At 71.3% G+C, this 20,758-nt stretch carries 16 protein-coding genes; 9 read left to right on the forward strand and 7 right to left on the reverse strand.

Features of this window, described 5'->3' with window-relative positions:
• Nucleotides 1-999 (forward strand): MerR family transcriptional regulator, encoded by a 999-nt coding sequence (locus tag AC1Q7O_RS16685; RefSeq protein ID WP_492658686.1) that lies wholly within the window; start codon nt 1-3, stop codon nt 997-999.
• Nucleotides 1,000-1,060: 61 nt separating this feature from the next.
• The gene (locus tag AC1Q7O_RS16690; protein WP_492658685.1) at nt 1,061-1,858 is read left to right on the forward strand and encodes an EAL domain-containing protein; all 798 of its coding nucleotides are present in this window, start codon (nt 1,061-1,063) and stop codon (nt 1,856-1,858) included.
• A gap of 3 nt (nt 1,859-1,861) precedes the next feature.
• Here AC1Q7O_RS16690 and AC1Q7O_RS16695 read toward each other — a convergent pair whose 3' ends face one another.
• Entirely contained in the window at nt 1,862-2,065 is a 204-nt protein-coding gene (locus tag AC1Q7O_RS16695) for a YbdD/YjiX family protein (protein WP_492658684.1), read from the reverse strand.
• Nucleotides 2,058-4,121 carry a carbon starvation CstA family protein gene (locus AC1Q7O_RS16700; RefSeq protein WP_492658683.1) on the reverse strand — a complete coding sequence of 688 codons (2,064 nt, stop codon included), beginning with the start codon at nt 4,119-4,121 and terminating at the stop codon, nt 2,058-2,060. Before AC1Q7O_RS16700 ends, AC1Q7O_RS16695 begins: the two co-directional genes overlap by 8 nt.
• A gap of 247 nt (nt 4,122-4,368) precedes the next feature.
• Here AC1Q7O_RS16700 and AC1Q7O_RS16705 point away from each other — a divergent pair, with 247 nt between their 5' ends.
• Nucleotides 4,369-4,734: a hypothetical protein gene (locus AC1Q7O_RS16705; RefSeq protein ID WP_492658682.1), complete on the forward strand. Its 366-nt coding sequence runs from the start codon at nt 4,369-4,371 to the stop codon at nt 4,732-4,734.
• Nucleotide 4,735: 1 nt separating this feature from the next.
• Here the strand turns inward: AC1Q7O_RS16705 and AC1Q7O_RS16710 are convergent, their stop codons facing one another.
• The 5 genes from AC1Q7O_RS16710 to AC1Q7O_RS16730 all read right to left on the reverse strand — a co-directional run bounded on the left by AC1Q7O_RS16710 (nt 4,736) and on the right by AC1Q7O_RS16730 (nt 11,638).
• Entirely contained in the window at nt 4,736-5,590 is an 855-nt protein-coding gene (locus tag AC1Q7O_RS16710) for a HEAT repeat domain-containing protein (RefSeq protein ID WP_492658681.1), read from the reverse strand.
• Entirely contained in the window at nt 5,587-6,216 is a 630-nt protein-coding gene (locus AC1Q7O_RS16715) for a response regulator transcription factor (RefSeq protein ID WP_492658680.1), read from the reverse strand. Before AC1Q7O_RS16715 ends, AC1Q7O_RS16710 begins: the two co-directional genes overlap by 4 nt.
• Complete coding sequence (locus AC1Q7O_RS16720) at nt 6,213-7,580, reverse strand: cache domain-containing protein (protein ID WP_492658679.1); 1,368 nt, start codon at nt 7,578-7,580, stop codon at nt 6,213-6,215. The genes AC1Q7O_RS16715 and AC1Q7O_RS16720 overlap by 4 nt, the downstream gene beginning before the upstream one ends.
• Nucleotides 7,580-10,927, reverse strand: coding sequence for a S41 family peptidase (locus AC1Q7O_RS16725; RefSeq protein ID WP_492658678.1), 3,348 nt, complete (start codon nt 10,925-10,927; stop codon nt 7,580-7,582). Before AC1Q7O_RS16725 ends, AC1Q7O_RS16720 begins: the two co-directional genes overlap by 1 nt.
• A 63-nt stretch (nt 10,928-10,990) precedes the next feature.
• Nucleotides 10,991-11,638 carry a DedA family protein gene (locus AC1Q7O_RS16730; protein ID WP_492658677.1) on the reverse strand — a complete coding sequence of 216 codons (648 nt, stop codon included), beginning with the start codon at nt 11,636-11,638 and terminating at the stop codon, nt 10,991-10,993.
• Nucleotides 11,639-11,695: 57 nt separating this feature from the next.
• Here AC1Q7O_RS16730 and mutL point away from each other — a divergent pair, with 57 nt between their 5' ends.
• From mutL to AC1Q7O_RS16760, 6 genes are all read left to right on the forward strand, one after another.
• On the forward strand, nt 11,696-13,561 hold the full coding sequence (mutL, locus tag AC1Q7O_RS16735; protein ID WP_492658676.1) for a DNA mismatch repair endonuclease MutL: 1,866 nt from the start codon (nt 11,696-11,698) through the stop codon (nt 13,559-13,561).
• Between the two features lie 3 nt (nt 13,562-13,564).
• On the forward strand, nt 13,565-14,905 hold the full coding sequence (locus tag AC1Q7O_RS16740; RefSeq protein WP_492658675.1) for a pseudouridine synthase: 1,341 nt from the start codon (nt 13,565-13,567) through the stop codon (nt 14,903-14,905).
• On the forward strand, nt 14,872-15,900 hold the full coding sequence (gene miaA / locus AC1Q7O_RS16745) for a tRNA (adenosine(37)-N6)-dimethylallyltransferase MiaA (protein WP_492658674.1): 1,029 nt from the start codon (nt 14,872-14,874) through the stop codon (nt 15,898-15,900). The genes AC1Q7O_RS16740 and miaA overlap by 34 nt, the downstream gene beginning before the upstream one ends.
• Nucleotides 15,897-16,550 carry an ABC transporter ATP-binding protein gene (locus tag AC1Q7O_RS16750; RefSeq protein WP_492658673.1) on the forward strand — a complete coding sequence of 218 codons (654 nt, stop codon included), beginning with the start codon at nt 15,897-15,899 and terminating at the stop codon, nt 16,548-16,550. Before miaA ends, AC1Q7O_RS16750 begins: the two co-directional genes overlap by 4 nt.
• Before the next feature lie 612 nt (nt 16,551-17,162).
• Nucleotides 17,163-19,724 (forward strand): ABC transporter permease, encoded by a 2,562-nt coding sequence (locus AC1Q7O_RS16755; RefSeq protein ID WP_492658672.1) that lies wholly within the window; start codon nt 17,163-17,165, stop codon nt 19,722-19,724.
• Nucleotides 19,721-20,752, forward strand: coding sequence for a lipocalin-like domain-containing protein (locus AC1Q7O_RS16760; protein ID WP_492658671.1), 1,032 nt, complete (start codon nt 19,721-19,723; stop codon nt 20,750-20,752). The genes AC1Q7O_RS16755 and AC1Q7O_RS16760 overlap by 4 nt, the downstream gene beginning before the upstream one ends.
• Nucleotides 20,753-20,758: the final 6 nt, after the last annotated feature.

Below are 20,758 nucleotides of genomic sequence, written 5' to 3' on the forward strand. Positions count from 1 at the left end.
ATGGCCCGCTCCAACCGTTCCGCCAGCCAGCACCGCAGCGGCGCCGTCGCGCGCATGCTGGGCATCCCCGTGGCGACGCTGCGCAACTGGGAGCGGCGCTATGCACTGACGCAGGCCGCTACCTCGCCCAGCGGTCAGCGCCTCTACTCGGCGGACGACGTGCGCCGGCTCACGCTCATCAAGCAGCTGAACGACCTCGGGCATGCCATCGGCCAGCTGGCGGCGCTGGACATCGCGCAGCTACAGCAGGTGGCGGCCACACATGCGAGCACGCTGGCGGCCACGCAACCCGCCGGGCTCGTGACTGCCGGGCAGCCGCCCGTGCCGGTGCTGCGCCTGGCCGTCATCGGCGCGGCGCTGGGCGAACGCCTGCGCCGCCCGGCACTGCTGCAGCGGCTGGGCTCGGCGCTGGACCTGCTCGGCCCGTTCGACGACGCCACCCAGGCCGCCGCGGCACTGGCGGACACACCCGTGGACGCCGTCCTCGTGCAGCAGCCGCAGCTGCACCCCGGCTGGCCCGCCGCCTTCGACGCGGCGGCTCCGGCGCTCGCCACCACGCCCAAGGCGGTGCTGTATCGCTTCGCCGCCGACGCGGTCTGCGACGAACTGGCCGATGCCGGCATCCGGCTGCTGCGCGAGCCTCAGCCCGACGCCGTGCTGGCCCAGTGGCTGCAAGACCTCAGGGCGCCATCCCCCGGCGCCCTGCCCGGCGCAGACCTGCTGCCCGCCCCCGCGCCGCCGCGCCGCTGGAGCGACGCCGCGCTGGCCGACTTCGCCCGCCTGTCGTCCACCATCGCCTGCGAATGCCCGCGCCACCTGGCCGAGCTGCTGGTGCAGCTGTCGCACTTCGAGGCCTACAGCGCCGGCTGCCAGCACCGCAACGTGGCCGACGCAGCGCTGCACGCCCACCTGGCCCGCGTCGCGGCGGGCTGCCGCACCAGCTTCGAGGCGGCGCTGGCGCATGTGGCCCATCACGAAGGCCTGCTGCTGCCGCGCTGAAACGGCGGCGCGGGCCCGAAAATGGTGATGACCGAATGACGCCCTCCCGCAGGCCCCCGACATGAACTCCAGCCAGCCGCAACCGTCCGACTTCATCCCGCTGTCCAGCGAGTTGCCGGACGACTGTGGCGGCTGCGGCAACCCGGACCGCCTGGGCTTCCAGTTCGACTACGCCTACCAGCCCATCGTCGACGTGGCCAGCCGCAGCGTCTACGCGCATGAGGCGCTGGTGCGCGGGCCGCAGGGCGAGGGGGCGATGTCGGTGCTGTCGCAGGTCAACGAGGCCAACCGCTACCGTTTCGACCAGGCCTGCCGCGTCAAGGCCATCAAGACCGCCGCGCAGCTGGGCCTGGCGCAGCGGGTGTCCATCAACTTCCTGCCGAATGCGGTCTACAAGCCAGAGGTCTGCATCCGCACGACGCTGGAGGCGGCGCGCACGCATGGCTTCCCGACCGAGCGCATCATCTTCGAGGTGACCGAGGGCGAGCGCGTGGAGGACGGGCCGTGGCTGGCCACCATCCTGCGCGAGTACCAGCGCTGCGGCTTCCTGACGGCCATCGACGACTTCGGCGCCGGCTATGCGGGCCTGGAGCTGCTGGCCGACTTCCGGCCCGACATCATCAAGCTGGACATGGCGCTGGTGCGCGGCGTGGACACCAGCAAGTCGCGCCAGGCGATCACGCGCGGCATGGTGCGCATCTGCGCCGAGCTGGGCATCCAGATCGTGGCCGAAGGGGTGGAGACGCCGGGCGAGCGGGACTTCTTCCTCGGCGAGGGCGTCACGCTGATGCAGGGCTACCTGTTCGGCCGCCCGGCGTTCCGGGCGCTGACGGCGGCGGACGCCGTCAGCTGGTCGTAGCTCTCAACAGCACTTGCCGGTGCGCGACGCGTAGCGCGCCGCCTGGCGCTCCCGGAAGAACTCTTCGTACGTCATCGGCGCGCGCTCCGGGTGCGTGGCCTGGTGGTGGGCCAGGTAGCTGCCGTAGTCCGGCACGCCCACCATCAGGCGCAGGCTCTGCGTGAGGTAGCGGCCGGCCTGCGCCAGCTCACGGCCCAGCTCACGCATGTTGGCCCGCCGGCAGCGGCACGAAGGCCGTTTCCTGCGCCGTGACCTTGTGGGTGGCACGCGCAGCCAGGATGGTCTTCACGCTGTAGATCAGCACGCTGATGACGACGCCCATGAACAGCGCGCACAGCGCGGCGTCCAGCCGGTCGTTGAACACCACGCGCGACATCGCGTCCAGCGTCTTGGCCGGCGCCAGCACCTTGCCTTCGGCAATCGCCGTGGCGTACCTGTCGGCATGGGCCAGGAAGCCCAGCTTGGGGTCGGCCGAGAAGATCTTCAGCCAGCCGGCGGTCATCGTGCAGACCAGCAGCCAGGCGGCCGGCACGGCCGTGACCCAGGCATAGCGGTCCTTCTTCATCTTGAAGATGACGACGGTGCCCAGCATCAGCGCCACGGCGGCCAGCATCTGGTTGCCGATGCCGAACAGCGGCCACAGCGTGTTGATGCCGCCCAGCGGGTCGACGACGCCCTGGTACAGGAAGTAGCCCCAGGTCGCCACGCACAGGCCGGTGGCGATGAAGTTGGCCACCCACGATTCGGTGCGCTTCATGGACGGCACGAAGCTGCCCAGCAAGTCCTGCAGCATGAAGCGGCCGGCGCGCGTGCCGGCGTCCACGGCGGTCAGGATGAACAGCGCCTCGAACAGGATGGCGAAGTGGTACCAGAAGGCCATCATGGCCTTGCCGCCGATCACCTGGTGCAGGATCTCGGCCATGCCCACGGCCAGCGTGGGTGCGCCGCCGGCACGGGCCAGGATGGTCTTCTCGCCGACATCGCTGGCGGCCTGCGTCAGCATCTCGGGCGTGACGACAAAGCCCCAGGTCGACAGCGTCTGCGCGACCGTTGCGGCGTCCTTGCCGACCACCGCGGCCGGGCTGTTCATCGCGAAGTAGACGCCCGGCTCGATGCACGAGGCGGCCACCAGCGCCATCACGGCCACGAAGCTCTCGGCCAGCATGCCGCCATAGCCGATGTAGCGGGCGTGGGTCTCGTTCTCCAGCAGCTTGGGCGTGGTGCCCGACGAGATCAGCGCGTGGAAGCCCGACACCGCGCCGCAGGCGATGGTGATGAACAAAAACGGGAACAGGCTGCCGGCCCACACCGGGCCGTTGCCGGCGGAGAACTGCGTCAGCGCCGGCATCTTCAGCGGCGGCGCCACGATGATGATGCCGATGGCCAGCGCGACGATGGTGCCGATCTTCAGGAAGGTGCTGAGGTAGTCGCGCGGCGCGAGCAGCAGCCACACCGGGATGCACGCGGCGACGAAGCCGTAGCCGATCAGCGCCCACACCAGCTGCACCGGCGTGAACGTGAACGCATGCGCCAGCGTCGGATGCTCGCTGACCCACTGGCCGCCGAAGATGGCGGCCATCAGCAGCACGAAGCCGATGAGCGACACCTCGCCGATGCGGCCCGGGCGGATGAAGCGCAGGTACACGCCCATGAACAGCGCGACGGGAATCGTCGCTGCCACGGTGAACGTGCCCCACGGCGAGTCGGCCAGCGCCTTCACGACGATGAGCGCCAGCACCGCGAGGATGATGATCATGATCATGAACGCGCCAAACAGCGCGATCAGGCCCGGCACCGTGCCCATCTCCTGCTTGACGAGGTCACCCAGCGACCGGCCGTCACGGCGCGTGGAGATGAACAGCACGATGAAGTCCTGCACCGCGCCGGCGAACACCACGCCGGCCAGGATCCACAGCAGCCCGGGCAGATAGCCCATCTGCGCGGCGAGCACCGGGCCCACCAGCGGGCCGGCCCCGGCGATGGCCGCGAAGTGGTGGCCGTACAGCACGTGCTTGTTGGTGGGCACGTAGTCCAGCCCGTCGTTGTACTTCCAGGCGGGCGTCTGGCGCTTGGCGTCCAGCCCCAGCACCTTGTTCGCGATGAACAGGCTGTAGTAGCGGTAGGCGATGAGGTAGGTGCACAGGGCGGCGGCCACGACCCACAGCGCGCTGATCGTCTCGCCGCGGCTCAGGGCCACGGTGGCAAGGGATGCAGCGCCGAGGATGGCGACACCGGCCCACGCGAGGTGGCGGCGCAGATTCATGAGGGCTTGTCTCCGTTCGCGGCGCGCACGTCGGAATGGGCGGCGCTACCGTGACATCAGTTTCGAAAAACCCCGCTACCGGGGCATCGGTCAAGCCACGCAGGCCGGGCACGCGGCATCACCTAAGGGTCAACCCTGGCGCCTGGTCTCACATACGCTTACGCCTGCTCACGCGGCCTGCGTCAACGGCGGCGGGCCGATGGCGTTGTTCAACCATCGCCAAGCACATCGTCCGAGGAGGTTCGCCATGCTTCGCACCCTGACCGCCGGTCTCGTCACCACCGCCGCCCTGCTGGGCGCCACCACCGCCCAAGCCGGCACGAGCTGGTCCATCGGCATCAACCTGCCGCCCGCGGCGGTGGTGGTCAGCGACGGCCCGCGCTACTACGCCGAACCCGCACCGGTCTACTACGCGCCGCCACCGGTGCGCTACGTGCCGGCACCGCGCTACGTGGAGCGCGAGGTGGTCTACGTGCCGCCGCCGCGGGTGGTGTACGAGCGCCGCTGGGATGACCGCCGTTGGGGCGAGCGCCGCGAGCACTGGCACCACGATCACCACGAGCACCGCTGGGAAGACCGCCGCGACGACTACGGCCCGCGCCGCGGGCGCTGATTCAACCCGGCACCAATCCCCGGCTGCAGGCCTTGATGGCGTTCAACAGTTGCCCGTGCCAGAAAACGTCGATCACAGGCTTGCTCCGAGATTCAGCCTGCAACCGCTGCAATGGCGGCAGCAACCGGGGGTCAGCGAGCAACTCGGCGGCCTCCAGATCAAGAGTGCCGCACTCGCTGCCCAGGTTGCCCACCAGATAGTCGATCACCCTCATGTCGCCGCGCCGAGCCAACCCGATGACGGCCTCGGCGCGAACATCGCGCTCCGGGTCCCCGAGGTTGCGGCACAGCAACTCGCGCAGTTCCGGTGAGTCGTGCTCCTGCAGGCTGCCCAGGCCAAAGGTCGCCCAGTCCCGCACGTCAGGGTCGGCATCAAGCGCCAGCACAAACAGCGCTGCAACGGCCTCCTGCTGGGGGTAGCTGCACAACGCGAATGTGACGCCGAACCTCACCGCCGGGTTGGGATGCGCGGCAAGTCGCACCAGATCGCCGACAGACTCGGCGTCGATGCGATGACCCAGCCCGGTGGCAGCAGCGATCACCACGTCATCGCGCAGGTCTCGCAGCCCGGCCCGCAGCAATTGCCGAGCTTCGCCGGCGGCGTATTCCGCGGCGCCCGAGGCCGATCCACTGTCACGGCGACGCAGCTGCGCCGCGATGTTCAAGGCCAGCGCGCGGCGCCGCCAGGCGGGGTGCCCCGCCAGCTTGTGGACAAGAGCCAGCACCTCCGGCCCGCCTCGTCTTCTGAGCTCGTGAATGGCGGCCCAGCCCGCATCGCGCTCCCAGGCGCGCAAAGCGATGCGAATCAGACGTGCCGTCGTGCGCCTCCGACGGGCATTGCTGCTGCGCCGCTTCACGTCAGATCCCGCCCGGCATGCTCCACCGCATACCGGATCAACTCCGCCTGCCCGTCCAGTTCCAGCTTGCGCTTGATGCTCTGCCGGTGCGCCTCCACGGTGCGGACGGACAGATCCAGGGCCCGCGCAATCTGCTTGCTGGACGCGCCCTGCCCCAGCTTGGCGAGGATCTCGCTCTCGCGCGGCGTCAGCACCGGCTTCGGGCTCTGGCCGCGGAACAGCCGGCCCGACACGGCCGCACTCAGGAAAGTGCCGCCCGCCGCCACCGCGTCGATGGCCGACACGATCTCGGTGGCCGGCGCATCCTTCAGCACATAGCCGCGCGCACCGGCCTGCAGCGCCCGCTGCACGTACTCGGGGTTGTCGTACATGCTGAACATCAGCAGTTTGATGCTGGGCCGCGCGGCCAGCATCTCGGCGCCCAGCGTGATGCCGTTGACGTCCTTCAGGCCCACATCCATCAGCACCACGTCGGGCGCCGTCGCCGCCAGCTGCGCCAGCGCCTCGTCGCGGGTGCCGGCCTCGCCGACGACGTCGAAACGCGGCACCGCCGCCAGCCGCGCCACCAGACCTTCGCGCACCATCGGGTGATCGTCGACAAGCAGGATGCGGATGGGGGCGTTCATGCGGCGGCGCGGGCAAGGTCAGCAGCCGACAGTTTCACCGCAAGCCGCGCACCGATGCCCGGCGAGGTCATCAGGCTGAGCCGCGCGCCCAGCGCATCGGCCCGCTCGCGCATGCTGCGCAGCCCCAGCCCGCGGTCGGCCACGGCCTGCGCGGCGTCGGCGTCGAAGCCCTGGCCGTCGTCCGCCACTTCCAGCGCCAGGCCGCCATTGCGCTGGAAGCGCAGCGTCACGGTGACCGCCGTCGCGTGGGCATGGCGGGCCGCGTTGTTCAGCGCCTCCTGCGCGATGCGGAACAGCGCCGTGTTGACGGACTCGGGCAGGCCGACTTCCTCGCCGTCGATGACGGCCGAGAAATGCGTGCCGCCGGCCGCATCGAACTCCCCGGCCAGGTGCTGCAGCGCGGCCGGCAGGCCCAGCGTGTCCAGCAACGCCGGCCGCAGCGCGTGCGACAGGTGGCGCACCTCGGCCAGCGTGCTGTTGAGGCGCTTCAAGGCCAGGTCCTGCAGCCGCGCCGCGCCAGACGGCTCGTGCTGGGCCGACTCGATGAGCAGCTTGGTCGCCACCAGCGCCTGGCTGACGCCGTCGTGCAGCTCGCGCGCCAGCCTGGCGCGCTCGTCCTCCTGGCTCTGCACCACCTCGCGGGCCAGCGCGCGCAGCTTGGCCTCGGCGCTGCGGTGCTCGCTGAGGTTGAGCGCCAGCGCGCCGGCGCTGATCAGCGCGATGCCGAACACCGCCACCGCACCCACCCACAGCATGGTCGCCGTGATGTTCTGGCGCGCGCCGCGCTCCAGCTCGGCCATCGTCGCCTCGATGCCGTCCAGGTACAGCCCCGTGCCCAGCATCCAGCCCCACTCGGGCACGGCCACCACATAGCCCAGCTTGGGCGCCAGCAGGCTGCTGGACGGCTTGCGCCACAGGTACTCCACATAGCCGCCACCCGCCTTGGCCTGGCCGATGAGCTGCTGGATGGTGGGCCGGCCTTTGGGGTCACGCAGCTCCCACAGGTTCTGACCGATCAGCTCGGGCTGGCGCGAGTGCATCAGCACGCGGCCGTCCAGCGCGTAGACAAAGAAGTAGCCGTCGGGCCCGTAGTCCAGCGAGCGCAGGATGGCCAGCGCCCGCTCCTGCCCGCCCGGCTGGCCCAGCAGCGGCTTGACGGTGCTGACGGCCAGGTCCACGTAGTGCTTCAGCTCCGTGCGGCGCGCATCCATGTAGCTGGCGCGCACGAGGGCATGCTCGCGCGCGGCCAGCTCGCTTTCCTGCTGGCGCACGGCGAAAGCGATCAGTGCCAGCGACGCGAGCAGCGGCAGCAGCGCAAGCAGAAACAGGCGCCCCCGCAGGGACAGGGACGCCCAGGCCTTCATCACTTGCCCAGGGTGGCCGGCGCCGGCGCCGTCTTGCGCTGGATAGGCTTCCAGCTCTCCAGCCGCTTCATCACGTCGGCGATGGCGGCATCCAGCTGCGTGTCCTCGCCGCGGTTGACGGCGGCGGGGTCCAGCTCGACGTCGATGTCCGGCGCCGTGCCTTCGTTCTCGATGCGCCATTCGCCGTCCGGCGTGTAGAAGCGGAAGTACGGCACCGTCAGGAAGGCGCCGTCGATCAGCGGCGGGTTCACGGAGATGCCGATCAGGCCGCCCCAGGTGCGCTTGCCGATCAGCGGCCCCAGGCCCACGCGCTTGAACGCGTAGGGCATGAAGTCGCCGCCGGAGCCGGCGTCCTGGTCGATCAGCATCGCCTTGGGGCCGTAGATGGCGCCGCCCGGCGTGTCGAACACCAGGCCGTCGCGGTCCTTCCAGCTGGCCAGGTAAGGCCGCGCCAGCAACTCGGTCACGTAGTTGGCCGCCTGACCGCCGCCATTCCTGCGGTCGTCGACGATGAGGGCCTGCTTGTCGACCTGGCCGAAGAACATGCGGTTGAAGTGCTCGAAGCCGCCACCCGCGGTGTCGGGCATGTAGACGTAGGCGATCTTGCCGCCACTCTTCTGCTGCACCTTTTGGCGGTTGCCCTCGATCCACGCCCAGCGGCGCAGCAGGCTGTCGTTGGCGATGGGCTCGACGGTGATCTCGCGTCGGCCCTTGCCGCTGGCATCCTGCGCGATGGCGACGACGACCTGCTTGCCGACGGTGTTCTCCAGCAGCGCGTAGAGGTTGGTGGGCTCGGCCAGCTCATGGCCGTTGATGGCCAGCAGGTAGTCGCCTTCCTTCACGCCCAGGCCGGCCACCGTCAGCGGCGAGCGCAGGCTGGGGTTGAGGCGGTCGCCGGCATAGAGCTTGGCGATGCGGTAGCGGCCCTGCTCCACGGTGAAGTCCGCGCCCAGCAGGCCCACGGCCACCGGCGCTTCCTGGTGCACGTCGCCGCCGCCGGTGCGGTTATGGCCCACCTGCAGTTCGCCGATCATCTGCACCAGCAGGTCGTTCAGGTCTTCGCGGCGCTGCACATGGGCCAGCTGCGGCAGGTAGCGGTTGTAGATGCCCTGCCAGTCCAGCCCATGCAGCGCGGGGTCGTAGAAGAACTCCTTCTCCATCCACCAGGCCTCATCGAAGATCTGCTTCCACTCGGCGCGCAGGTCGACGCGGGCGCGCAGGCCCGACAGGTCCAGCGGCTTGCTCTCGCCCTTGTCGTTGGCGTCGCCCACCTCCAGCTTGCCGCCGGCAACGGTCAGCAGCATCTTCTTGTGGTCCTCGCTCAGCGAGAAGTCGGCCACGCCGGAGCGCAGCAGCTTGGGCTTGCGCTCCTCGAAGTCGAAGCGCCACAGCTCGGCCGTCGCGCGGCGCTCGGCGTTGGGCGGCTCCACGCTGGCGCCCGGCTGCTGGCGCTGCAGATAGAACAACGCGCCGTCGGACGCGACCGCCAGGTTGCCGTAGTTGCGCTCGGCCACCGGCAGCGCGACGACGCGGTCGGCCAGGCCGTCGAGGTCCACCTTGATGGGCTTGACCGCGTCGGGCTTGGCGACCTTGTCGTCCTTCTTCGCGTCCTTCTTGTCGTCGGCTTTCTTGTCGTCCTTCGTGGCCGCGTCCTTCGCGCCGTCGTCCTTCTTGCCTTCCTCGTCGCCGGCCTTGGGTGCCAGCGGCGACTTGCCGTCAGCGGCCAGCACCAGGGCGTACAGGCCGGCACGGCGCGGGCGCTCCTGCGTGGACAGATCCAGCCCGACCTGGCTGGGCCCCGAGTTGATGGACGCGGTGAAGTACAGCAGGTCCCCCTTGGCCGAGAACGCCGGGTTGCCGGCGTGGGCCAGGCCGTCCGTCACGACGTGGCTCCTGCCGGTCGCGATCTCGTGCAGCACGATGCGGCCGAAGTAGTTCTCGCCCGATTTCGTGAAGGCCAGCCAGCGGCTGTCCGGCGAGAACGACGTGACGTAGCCATCGGCCCCCAGGCGGCGCACGTCGGTGGCGATCTTGACGAGCTGCCCGCGCTGCGGGCCCGCCGCGAGGCTGAGGCGGTAGAGGTTCAGGTGGTTGTCCTGCAGCACGAGCTGCTGGCTGTCGGGCGACCAGTCGGCCAGCGTGAAGTAGCCGTCACGGGGCAAGGCGATGCGTTCCTTGGCGCCCAGGCCGGTCTGCGGCTGCAGCACCAGCTGATGGCGCATGCCGGGCTCGTCGGAGAGGTAGGCGACCCACTTGCCGTCGGCGCTCCACAGCGCATCCTTCTCGCGCACGCCGGGCGTCTCGGTCAGGTTGCGCACCGTGCCGTCCTTGACCGGCACCGTGAACACCTCGCCGCGGGCGCTGACGACGACGCGCTTGCCCGTGGCCGACAGCTGCGCCGACGTGATCGCCTTGCCGGCATCCTTCCACTGCGGGCGTGCCTGCGGCGCGATGCTGGCGAGCTGGATGTCCAGCACCCGGGGTTCGCCACCGGCCAGCTCGATCTGCTTGATGCGGCCGCCGGTCTCGTAGACCAGCGTCGTGCCGACGGCGTCCACGCTGCGCACGTCCCACTGCGTCTCGCGGGTCAGCTGGCGCAGCGCCTTGGTGGCCGGGTTGAACGCGAACAGGTTGGCCGCGCCCTTGGTCTCGCCATCGCGGTCGGAGATGAACACCACCTCGCCACCGGCCCACACGGGCGCAGAGTCCGTCGCATTGACGTGCGGGATCTGCTCCCAGGTCTGGCTGGCCATGTCCATGATCCAGACCGGCGGCGTCGAGCCACCACGGCTCTGGCGCCAGCCGCTGACGCCGGCGTAGGCCGCGTTGTAGGGCCGGTACGCCAGCTGCCTGCCGTTCGCCGACCAGGCGCCCTCGTAGGCCACGGCCTTCATGACCTGCTTCTCGTAGCCGCCGTCGATGCTGACTTCGTAGAGCTGGTTGCTGCGGTTGTTCAGCACCTCGCGCGGCGAGGCGAACAGCACGCGCTTGCCATCCGGGCTCCAGCCGCTGACGACGTCCGGCGTCGGGTGCCAGGTCAGGCGCTTCGGCTGGCCGCCGTCCAGGCCGATGACGTAGACGTCCGTGTTGCCGTCGTAGCTGGCCGAGAACGCGATCTGCCGGCCGTCCGGCGAGAAGCGCGGTGCGAACTCGGCGGCCGCATGCGTCGTCAGCCGCCGGGCGTTGCCGCCGCTGCGGTCAGCCAGCCACAGGTCGCCGGCATAGACGAAGGCCAGGTGGTCCTTGGAGACGGCGGGCTGGCGCAGCATCAGCGTCGGCTCGGCCGCCTGGGCCGCCAGGCTGGAGGTCATCCAAGCCAGGGCCAGGGCAAGACGGGTCAGGGTCATCGGGATCTCCGACAGAGTCGCAAAACCGGCGACTCTAGACCGGAAGCCCGCCCGGCCTGAAAGTCAGCCCGGCTGGCGCTTGAACTTGCTCTTGATGCCGCCGGCGATGACCACCACGCCGGGAATCAGGATCATGGCCCAGATGATCTTGTCCAGATTGCTCTTGACCCAGGGCACGTTGCCGAACACGTAGCCGATCAGCGTGATGCCGCACACCCACAGCAGGCCGCCGGTCACGTCGTAGAACGTGAACTTGCGCCGCGTCATCTGCGCCACGCCCGCCACAAACGGCGCGAAGGTGCGCAGGAACGGCATGAAACGCGCCGCGATCAGCGTGAAGCCGCCATACTTCTCATAGAAGGCATGCGCCTTCTCGAACGCGTCCTTGTTGAAGAACTTCGAGTTCTCCCACTGGAACACGCGCGGGCCGAAATGCCGCCCGATGGTGTAGTTGCACTGGTTGCCCAGGATGGCAGCCGCCGTCAGCAGGCCCATGGACAGCCACAGGTCCATCAGCCCCACGCCGCACATCGCACCGACGACGAACAGCAGCGAGTCGCCCGGCAGGAACGGCATCACGACGACACCGGTCTCCACGAAGATGATGAGGAACAGCAGCGCGTAGACCCAGGCGCCATAGCTGGCGACGAAGCTGGCCAGGTGCTGGTCGACGTGGAGGATGAAGTCGAGGAGGAAGTGAAGCAGGTCCATGGCGCGGCATTATCAGGACGACTTCGTGACGCCTCGGGGGAAACGATAATCCGCCGGATGGATTTGCCCCTGCCCGACGTTGCTCCGCCTCGCGCCATCCGCGAACTGCCCGATGAGCTGATCAGCCAGATCGCCGCCGGCGAGGTCGTCGAGCGGCCCGCCTCCGTGGTGCGCGAGCTGGTGGACAACGCGCTGGACGCCGGCGCGAAGAACGTGCTGGTCAAGCTGATGGCCGGCGGCGTGCGGGCCATCGTCGTCGAGGACGACGGCTGCGGCATCCCGGTCGCGCAGCTGCCGCTGGCGCTCAAGCGCCACGCCACCAGCAAGATTGCGTCGCTGCATGAGCTGGAGTCCGTCGCCACGATGGGCTTCCGCGGCGAGGCGCTGGCCGCCATCGCGTCGGTGTCCGAGATGTCGATCGCCAGCCGCACCGCCGACGCCGCCCACGCCCACCGGCTGGACGCGCGCAGCGGCGAGCTCAACGCCGCCGCCCGCTCGCGCGGCACCAGCGTCGAAGTGCGCGAGCTGTTCTTCGCCACACCCGCACGCCGCAAGTTCCTGAAGACCGACGCCACCGAGCTGGCGCACTGCGTGGAGGCCGTGCGCCGCCACGCGCTGGCGCGGCCGGATGTGGGCTTCGCGATCTGGCACGAGGGCAAGCTCGTCGACCAGTGGCGCGCCGGCTCGGTCGAGCAGCGCATCGCCGACGTGCTGGGCGAAGACTTCGTGCAGGACAGCCGCGCCTTCGACCACAGCGCCGGGCCGCTGGCGCTGACCGGCCGCGCCGGCCTGCCCGAGGCCGCCCGCTCGCGGGCCGACCAGCAGTACGTCTGGGTCAACGGCCGCTACGTGCGCGACAAGCTCATCAGCCACGCCATCCGCTCGGCCTACGAAGACGTGCTGCACGGCCAGCGCCAGCCCAGCTACGTGCTGTTCATCGAGATCGCGCCGGAGCTGGTGGACGTCAACGTGCACCCGACCAAGATCGAGGTGCGCTTCCGCGACGGCCGCGCCATCCACCAGTCGGTGCGCCGCGCCTTCATCGACGCGCTGGCCCAGTCGCGCAGCGCCGAGGCGGCGGCCGAGCCCATCGAGTCGGCGATGGCGCCGCTGGCCTTCGAGGCGACGATGCCGGCCACGCTGTACGTGTCGGAGCCGCGCCAGAGCTACACCGCCCCCGCCTTCTCGCCGCCGGTCCCGCCCACGGCCGAGCAGGTGCGGCTGTCGCTGGTGCAGGCCGAGGCGCTGTGGCAGCCGGCCAAGCCGGTCGTGCCCACGTCGCTGCCCGACAGCCGCCCCGCGCCGCTGATCGACCTGCCCGCGCTGTCCAAGAAGGACGACTGGCCGCTGGGCCGCGCCATCGCGCAGATCCAGGGCGTCTACATCCTGGCCGAGAACAAGCAGGGCCTGGTCATCGTCGACATGCACGCGGCGCACGAGCGCGTCGTCTACGAGCGCCTCAAGGCCAAGCTGGGCTCCACCACCATCGAGAGCCAGCCGCTGCTGATCCCGGTCAGCTTCGCCGCGACGGCCGAGGAAGTGGCCGCCGCCGAGCAGCATGCCGACACGCTGAGCCAGCTGGGGCTGGACGTGTCGCCGCTGTCCACGCGGACGCTGGCCGTGCGCTCGCGGCCGGCGCTGCTGGCGGCCAGCGACCTCGTCGCGCTGACCCGCGAATTGCTGGCCGAGATGGCGCAGTTCGACGCCAGCTCGGTGCTGGAGCGCGCGCAGCACGAGATCCTGGCGACGATGGCCTGCCACGGCGCCGTGCGGGCCAACCGGCAGCTGACGCTGGACGAAATGAACGCGCTGCTGCGCGACATGGAAGCCACCGAACGCGCGGACCAGTGCAACCACGGCCGCCCCACCTGGCGCCAGCTCGACATGAAAGAGCTGGACGCCCTTTTCCTCCGCGGACGTTGAACCATGGCCACGCTGACACTCAAGAACAAGAAACCCGCGGCCAAGACCCGCAACGCTGAGGGCGAGAAGCGCGGGCCGCTGCGCGGCAAGGGCGTCTCCAAACCCCGCCCGACGCTGGCCAAGGCGCAGGCCGACCGCGCCGAGCGCGAGGAGCAGTTCCAGAAGGCGCAGGCGCAGCGCAACGAACGCCCCGCGCCGCGGCGCGACGAGCGCCCGGCCCGGCCGAAGCCTGAGGGTTTCCGGCCCGAATACCCGCCGCAGCGCGGTGAGCCCTTCCGCCGCGATGACCGCGGTGATCGTGGCGACCGCGGCGACTGGCCACGCGACGACCGCCCGGGCCGCCCCGGCCCGCGGCCCGGCGGCTTCAACCCCGACGGCCCGCAGCGCGCGCAACGCGGCGAGCCGGTGCGCCGCAACGAGCACCGCGACGAACGCCCAGCCGACCGCCCGCGCGACGACCGTCCGCCGCGCATCGACCAGCGCCGCGTGGCCAACCGCGGGCCCGGCTTCGAGCCGCCGCAGCGCCCGCAGCAGCGCCTGAACCCGGCGCGCCAGGTCGACGCCGAGGACGGCGAGCGCCTGTCCAAGCGCATGGGCGAGCTCAAGCTCGCGTCGCGCCGCGAGGCCGACGAGTGGATCGCCGCCGGCTGGGTGCGCGTCAACGGCAAGGTGGCCGTGCTGGGCCAGCGCGTCGTCGGCGACGTGCAGATCGACATCGACCCCGCCGCGCGCCAGCAGCAGGCCGAGCTGGTCACCGTGCTGCTGCACAAGCCCATCGGCTACGTGTCCGGCCAGGCCGAGGACGGCTACGAGCCGGCCGTCGTGCTGTTCCAGCCCGAGAACCGCTGGAAGGACGACCCGTCGGGCATAAAGCCCAACGCCGGCCACCACCGCAACCTCGCGCCCGCCGGCCGGCTGGACATCGACTCCACCGGCCTGCTCGTGCTGACGCAGGACGGCCGCATAGCCCGCGTGCTGATCGGCGACGACTCCGACGTCGAGAAGGAGTACCTCGTGCGCGTCGAGTACGTTGGCCTGCCGGGCGCCGACCCCGTGCCCGAGGGCACGTTGCCCAACGCGGCGCTGTCCAACAACAAGCTCGCGCTGCTGAACCACGGCCTGGAGCTGGACGGCGAGGCGCTCAAGCCCGCCAAGGTCAGCTGGCAGAACGAGCAGCAGCTGCGCTTTGTGTTGCGCGAGGGCAAGAAGCGCCAGATCCGCCGCATGTGCGAGCTGGTCGGGCTCAAGGTCGTGGGCCTGAAGCGCGTGCGCATCGGCCGCATCCCGCTGGGGCATCTGCCCGTGGGCCAGTGGCGCTACCTGGCGCCCTGGGAGAAATTCTGACTCCGATCTGCCTGGCCGGCCCGACCGGCTGCGGCAAGACCGCGGCGGCGCTGGCGATCGCCGAGGTGCTGCCCGTCGAGATCATCAGCGTCGACTCGGCGCTGGTGTACCGCGGCATGGACATCGGCACCGCCAAGCCCACGGCCGCCGAGCAGGCCGCGGTGCCGCATCACCTGATCGACATCCTCGACCCGACTGACAGCTATTCGGCCGCCGAGTTCGTGCGCGACGCGAAGCGGCTCGCGGGCGAGATCGCCGCACGCGGCCGGCTGCCGCTGCTGGTGGGCGGCACCATGCTGTATTTCAAGGCGCTGTTCGACGGCCTGTCGACGCTGCCGCAGGCCGATGCCGAACTGCGCGCGGCCATCGACGCCGAAGCGGCCGAGCGCGGCTGGCCGGCGATGCATGCCGAGCTGGCCCGCCTCGACCCCGAGACCGGCGCACGCCTGGCCCCCAACGACAGCCAGCGCATCCAGCGCGCGCTGGAGGTCATCCGCCTGACCGGCCAGCCCTTAAGCGCGCTGCATGCCGCGTCGCGTGACGAGGGGGTCGACTGGCCGCTGTTCTCGCTGGAGCCCAACGACCGCGCCTGGCTGCACGAGCGGCTGGCGCAGCGGTTCGACCAGATGCTGTCGCAAGGCCTCATCGACGAAGTGAAGTCCCTGCGCGCACGCGGTGATCTCAGCCTCACGCTGCCATCCATGCGCTGCGTCGGCTATCGCCAGGTGTGGGAGGCGCTGGACGCCAACGAAGAAATGGAGCCCCCAGGACTGGGCAATGCCCAGTCCGCCCCCCGAGGGGGTCAAGGCAGCTTGGGGCGGCCCGGCGCTGCCTTGGGCGACCTGCGCGACCGCGGCATCGCCGCGACGCGGCAGCTCGCCAAGCGCCAGGTCACCTGGCTGCGCAGCATGCCCAGGCGGCGCGTCATCGCCTGCGATGGCGCGCAGCCCATCCCGGAGCTGCTGGCTGGATTGCAGAGGTTGATGAACGCATGACGGTGCTTTCCGCCCGCGGGCTCGCGAAGAGCTACGCCGACACGCCGGTGTTCACCGGCATCGACCTGGACCTGGCCGCGGGCGAGATCGTCGCGCTGCTGGGCGAATCGGGCAGCGGCAAGTCCACGCTGCTGAACTGCCTGGCCGGGCTGGACGAGGCCGATGCCGGCTCGATCACGCTGGCCGGGCAGGACCTGCGGCCGCTGGGCGACGAGGCGCGCTCGGCGCTGCGGCGGCAGTCGCTGGGTTTTATCTTCCAGGCCTTCCACCTGCTGCCGCACCTGAGCGTGGCGGACAACGTCGCGTTGCCGTTGCGGCTGCTGGGGCAGCGGGACGACGGCCGCGTGGCGGCGATGCTGGACGCGGTGAACCTCGGTGCGTTGTCTGCGCGGATGCCGCGGCAGTTGTCGGGCGGGCAGCTGCAGCGGGTGGCGATTGCCCGCGCGCTGGTGCACCGGCCTCGACTGGTGCTGGCGGATGAGCCGACGGGCAACCTCGATGCGCGGCATGCGGCGGAGGTGCTGGACCTGCTGCGGCGCTGCACGCATGACGTCGGCGCGGCGTGTCTGCTGGTGACGCACTCGGAGGTGGCGGCGCAGGCGGCGGATCGGCGGCTACGGTTGGATGCTGATGGGTTGCATGCTTCGTGACTTCGGCTTGACGCCACCGCCCATGCCGGGAGTTCGCCCCGGCGGGCGACCTACTTTCTTGTGCGGACAAGAAAGTAGGCAAAGAAACCGCCCCTGCAAAACCGGCCCTGCGGGCTGCCTTGCGATGCTCGGAACCCAGGGCCGCGGCGAACTCGCGCCGCTACGCTCTGCTCAAACAGGCGCCGCGAGTCAGTTCTTGAAGTGCGCTTCGCGCACGCCCTGGGTTCCTGCGCTTCTCAGCGGTTTTGAAGGGGAGCCCCAAAACAGCCAACCCCAACAGCCAACAGCCAAGCCCGCAAGCCGGCTAGCGCCGGCTGTTCTTCACTCCCCCTTGGAGCCCGCCGAGGAGCGCAGGACTTCAAGCCCGTTCGCGCAGCGAACTTCCAAAACTGACTCGCGACGACTGTCCGAGCAGAGCGTAGCGGCGCGAGTTCGGCGCGCGGGCTTGAAGTCCGAGTACCGCGGGGCAGCCCGCTGCGAAGCAAAGGGCCGGGCGGTTCGGGGGCGACTTTTTGCCTTCTTCTTGGTCGCTCAAAAAGAAGGTCGCCCGCCGGGGCGACGTCCCGGCTGGGCCTCCCGCGGCAACCCACACCAGCGCGCAGGCCGCACCCCATGACGTCCCTCTGGCGCCACTTCACCTGGCCCGCCTGGCGCGACCACCCCGGCCGCGTGCTGCTGGCCATCGTCGCCGTCATGCTGGGCGTCGCCCTCGCCTTCGGCGTGCACCTACTCAACGGCGCCGCGCTGGCCGAATTCGCCAGAGCCGCCCGCAGCGTCAACGGCCAGCCCGACCTCGTGCTGCGCGCGGCCAACGGCCCGCTCACCGATGCCGACCTCGCGGACGTGCTCAACCGCCCCGAGGTCGCCGCCGCCAACCCGGTGGTCGAAGGCCAGGCCGTCTGGCCCGGCCAGACCGGCCGCGACGGCCGGCCGCTGCTGATCCGCCTCGTCGGCGCCGATTCGCTGGCGCTGCTCGCGTCCGCCAGCGGCGCGCGGCCCCTCGCGCCGGACCTCATCCCGCAGGTCGACGACGGCGGCGGCACCGCCGCGATGCTGGCGGCCCGCACGCTGCACCTGAACGCCGCCGCCCGCCGCCACCTCGCCGACGGCCAGACCACGCTGACGCTGCGCATCGCCCGCCCCGGCACCACCACACCACTGGACGTCGAGTTCAGCGTCGGCGGCCGCATCACGGCCGGCAACGAGCCGCTGGCGATGCTGGACATTGCCGACGCGCAACAGGTGCTGGGGCGCCTCGGCGCACTCGACCGCATCGACCTCCAGCTAGTCGACGGCACCGACGCCAAGACCTGGGCCGCCAGCCTGCCACCGCGCTGGCGCGCCACACCGCCCGACGACGAAGGCGCGCGCCTGTCGGACCTGACCCGCGCCTACCGCGTCAACCTCGGCCTGCTGGCGCTGATGGCGCTGTTCACCGGCAGCTTTCTCGTCTACGCGGTGCTGTCGCTGGCCACCGCGCAGCGGCTGCCGCAGTGGGCGCTGGTGGGCGTGCTGGGCGTGTCGGCGCGCATGCGCTGGCGGCTCATCCTGCTGGAAGGCGTGGCCATCGGCGTGGCCGGCACCGTGCTGGGCCTGGCGCTGGGCGTGGGCCTGGCGGCCGGCGCGCTGGCGCTGCTGGGCAGCGACCTGGGCCTGCACGGCGCCAGCCACTCGTCGGGCGACCTGCTGCTGGGCCAGCCGCTGCTGTGGCCCGCGCTGGCCTACGGCGCGCTGGGCCTGGCCGCGGCGCTCGTCGCCGCGCTGGCGCCGGCGCTGACCGTGCGCCGCATCGCGCCGGCGCTGGTGCTCAAGGGCCTGGGCCTGCCCGCCGGTCGCACGCTGCCGGCCTGGGTGGGCGGCGGGCTGCTGGCGCTGGGAGCGGCGCTGGCCCTGCTGCCGCCGCTGTGGGGCGACACGCCCGTGGGCGCGTACGCGGCGATGTTCTGCCTGCTGATCGGCGGCCTGGCGCTGGTGCCGGCGCTGGTGCGCGGCATGACGGCCGCACTGGCGAGACTCCCCGCTGGCACCCTGCTGCTGCTGGCCCGCGAGCGCAGCCGCGACCAGGCCACCGAGGCGCGCCGCTCGCTGGCCGGCGTGCTGGTGGCGCTGGCGCTGGCGGTGGCGATGACGGTGATGATCGGCAGCTTCCGCGAGTCGCTGATGCAGTGGCTGGACCACGCGCTGCCGGCCGACCTGTACGTGCGCTCGTCGCTGCGCGGTGCCGACGGCCTGCCCGCGCCGCTGCCGCCCGCCTATCTGCAGGCCGTGGACAAGCTGCCCGCCGTGGCCCGCAGTGCGCCGCAGCGCAGCACCCGCGCGCGGCTGGCGCCCGGCGCCGCGCCGGTGGCGCTGACCGCGCGGCGCATGGACGCCGGCAACCTGCCGCTGCTGGCACGCTGGACGGGCCGGCGCGAGGCCGGCGCGCTGCCGGTGTGGGTCAACGAGGCCGGGCGCGACCAGCTGGGCCTGGTGCCCGGCCGCGTGCTGACGGTGGAGCTGCTGGACGGCGGCCGCACCGTGCCGCTGCAGGTGATGGGCGTGTGGCGCGACTACTCGCGCCAGAACGGCGCGCTGTGGATGGCGCTGGACGACTACCGCCAGGCCAGCGGCGACGAGGCCATCACCGAACTCGCGCTGTGGCTGGCGCCCGGCCAGACGCCCGACGCCGCCCGCGCCGCGGTGCGCGCCGCCGCCGCGCAGCCGGACGACATCGACACCGCCGCCGCCGGAGAGCTGCGCGCGCTGTCGCTGCAGATCTTCGACCGCAGCTTTGCCATCACCGTGTGGCTGCAGGCGGTGGCGCTGGCGGTGGGGCTGTTCGGCGTCATCGCCAGCCAGTCGGCGCAGGCGCTGGCGCGGCGGCGCGAGTTCGGGCTGCTGCGCCACCTGGGGCTGTCGCGCGGCGCGCTGATGAAGCTGCTGCTGCTGGAGGCCAGCCTCACCGGCGGCGCCGGCGCGCTGGCCGGCCTGGGGCTGGGCCTGGGGCTGAGCGCGGTGCTGGTGTTCGTCGTCAACCCGCAGAGTTTTCACTGGAGCATGGAGATGCACCTGCCTGTGACGCGTCTTGCGGCTCTCGTGGGCCTCGCGTTCGCCGCGGCCGTGGGCGCGTCGCTGCTGGCCGGCCGACGTGCGCTGGGGCAAGACGCGGTGCGCGCCGTGCGGGAGGATTCATGAAGCGACGCACCCTGCTGCTGGCCGCCCTGCCCCTGCCGGCGCGCGCGGCGATGAACTTCCCCGCCGACTTCGGCGCGCACCCGCGCCAGAGCATCGAGTGGTGGTACGTGACCGGCCTGCTGGGCGAGCCCGGCGGGCCACCGCGCTACGGCTACCAGCTCACCTTCTTCCGCGTGCCCGGCCCGGCACCGAGCGACCACCCCAGCCCGCTGGCCGCCAAGCAGCTGCTGCTGGGCCACGTGGCGCTGTCAGACCTGGGCGCACGGACGCAGCGCCACACGCAGCGGCTGCTGCGCACGCTGCCCGGCGCCGTGCATGCCCGCGTGGGCGACTGCGACCTGAAGCTGCGCGACTGGACGCTCACCCGCACGCCCGAGGGCTACCGCGCCGCGTTCACCGGCCCCGGCTTCACGATGGCGCTGCAGCTCGCCACCACCGCGCCGCCACTGCTGCAGGGCGAGGCCGGCATCTCGCGCAAGGGCGCCGACCCCGAGCAGTTCAGCCACTACTACTCGCGCCCCCAGCTCACCACGACGGCCGACCTCGTGCTGGACGGCCGCCCGCAGCGCCTGGCCGGCCGCGCGTGGCTGGACCACGAGTGGAGCGACAACTACCTCGGCGACACCGCCGGCTGGGACTGGCTGGGCATCAACCTGCACGACGGCCGCGCGCTCACGCTGTTCCAGCTGCGCCGACAGGACGGCACGCGCGACTGGGCCGGCGGCAGCCTGCGCGCGCCGGGCCAGCCCGACCGCAGCTTCGCGGCCGGCGACGTCGAGATGACGCCCGTGCGGCACTGGACCAGCCCCGCCACCGGCGGCCGCTGGCCGGTGGAATGGCGGCTGAAGAGCCCCGCGGGCGACATGCGGCTGGTGGCCGCGTTCGACGCGCAGGAGGTGGACGCCCGCCGCAGCAGCGCCCTCGTCTACTGGGAAGGCGCCGCGCGGCTGCTGGACGCCGCCGGCCAGGAGATCGGCTGGGGCTACCTGGAGCTGACCGGCTACGTCGGCAAGCCGCCGATGGTCTGAAGATGT

The organism is Roseateles sp. GW823-FHT07B05, assembly GCF_058794515.1.

What these genes read in the sequence shown, in the direction of transcription:
- AC1Q7O_RS16685 (WP_492658686.1), top strand. Translation starts at nt 1, where the DNA reads ATGGCCCGCTCCAACCGTTCCGCCAGCCAGCACCGCAGCGGCGCCGTC.
- AC1Q7O_RS16690 (WP_492658685.1), top strand. Translation starts at nt 1,061, where the DNA reads ATGAACTCCAGCCAGCCGCAACCGTCCGACTTCATCCCGCTGTCCAGC.
- AC1Q7O_RS16695 (WP_492658684.1), bottom strand. Translation starts at nt 2,065, where the DNA reads ATGCGTGAGCTGGGCCGTGAGCTGGCGCAGGCCGGCCGCTACCTCACG.
- AC1Q7O_RS16700 (WP_492658683.1), bottom strand. Translation starts at nt 4,121, where the DNA reads ATGAATCTGCGCCGCCACCTCGCGTGGGCCGGTGTCGCCATCCTCGGC.
- AC1Q7O_RS16705 (WP_492658682.1), top strand. Translation starts at nt 4,369, where the DNA reads ATGCTTCGCACCCTGACCGCCGGTCTCGTCACCACCGCCGCCCTGCTG.
- AC1Q7O_RS16715 (WP_492658680.1), bottom strand. Translation starts at nt 6,216, where the DNA reads ATGAACGCCCCCATCCGCATCCTGCTTGTCGACGATCACCCGATGGTG.
- AC1Q7O_RS16720 (WP_492658679.1), bottom strand. Translation starts at nt 7,580, where the DNA reads ATGAAGGCCTGGGCGTCCCTGTCCCTGCGGGGGCGCCTGTTTCTGCTT.
- AC1Q7O_RS16725 (WP_492658678.1), bottom strand. Translation starts at nt 10,927, where the DNA reads ATGACCCTGACCCGTCTTGCCCTGGCCCTGGCTTGGATGACCTCCAGC.
- AC1Q7O_RS16730 (WP_492658677.1), bottom strand. Translation starts at nt 11,638, where the DNA reads ATGGACCTGCTTCACTTCCTCCTCGACTTCATCCTCCACGTCGACCAG.
- mutL (WP_492658676.1), top strand. Translation starts at nt 11,696, where the DNA reads ATGGATTTGCCCCTGCCCGACGTTGCTCCGCCTCGCGCCATCCGCGAA.
- AC1Q7O_RS16740 (WP_492658675.1), top strand. Translation starts at nt 13,565, where the DNA reads ATGGCCACGCTGACACTCAAGAACAAGAAACCCGCGGCCAAGACCCGC.
- AC1Q7O_RS16750 (WP_492658673.1), top strand. Translation starts at nt 15,897, where the DNA reads ATGACGGTGCTTTCCGCCCGCGGGCTCGCGAAGAGCTACGCCGACACG.
- AC1Q7O_RS16755 (WP_492658672.1), top strand. Translation starts at nt 17,163, where the DNA reads ATGACGTCCCTCTGGCGCCACTTCACCTGGCCCGCCTGGCGCGACCAC.
- AC1Q7O_RS16760 (WP_492658671.1), top strand. Translation starts at nt 19,721, where the DNA reads ATGAAGCGACGCACCCTGCTGCTGGCCGCCCTGCCCCTGCCGGCGCGC.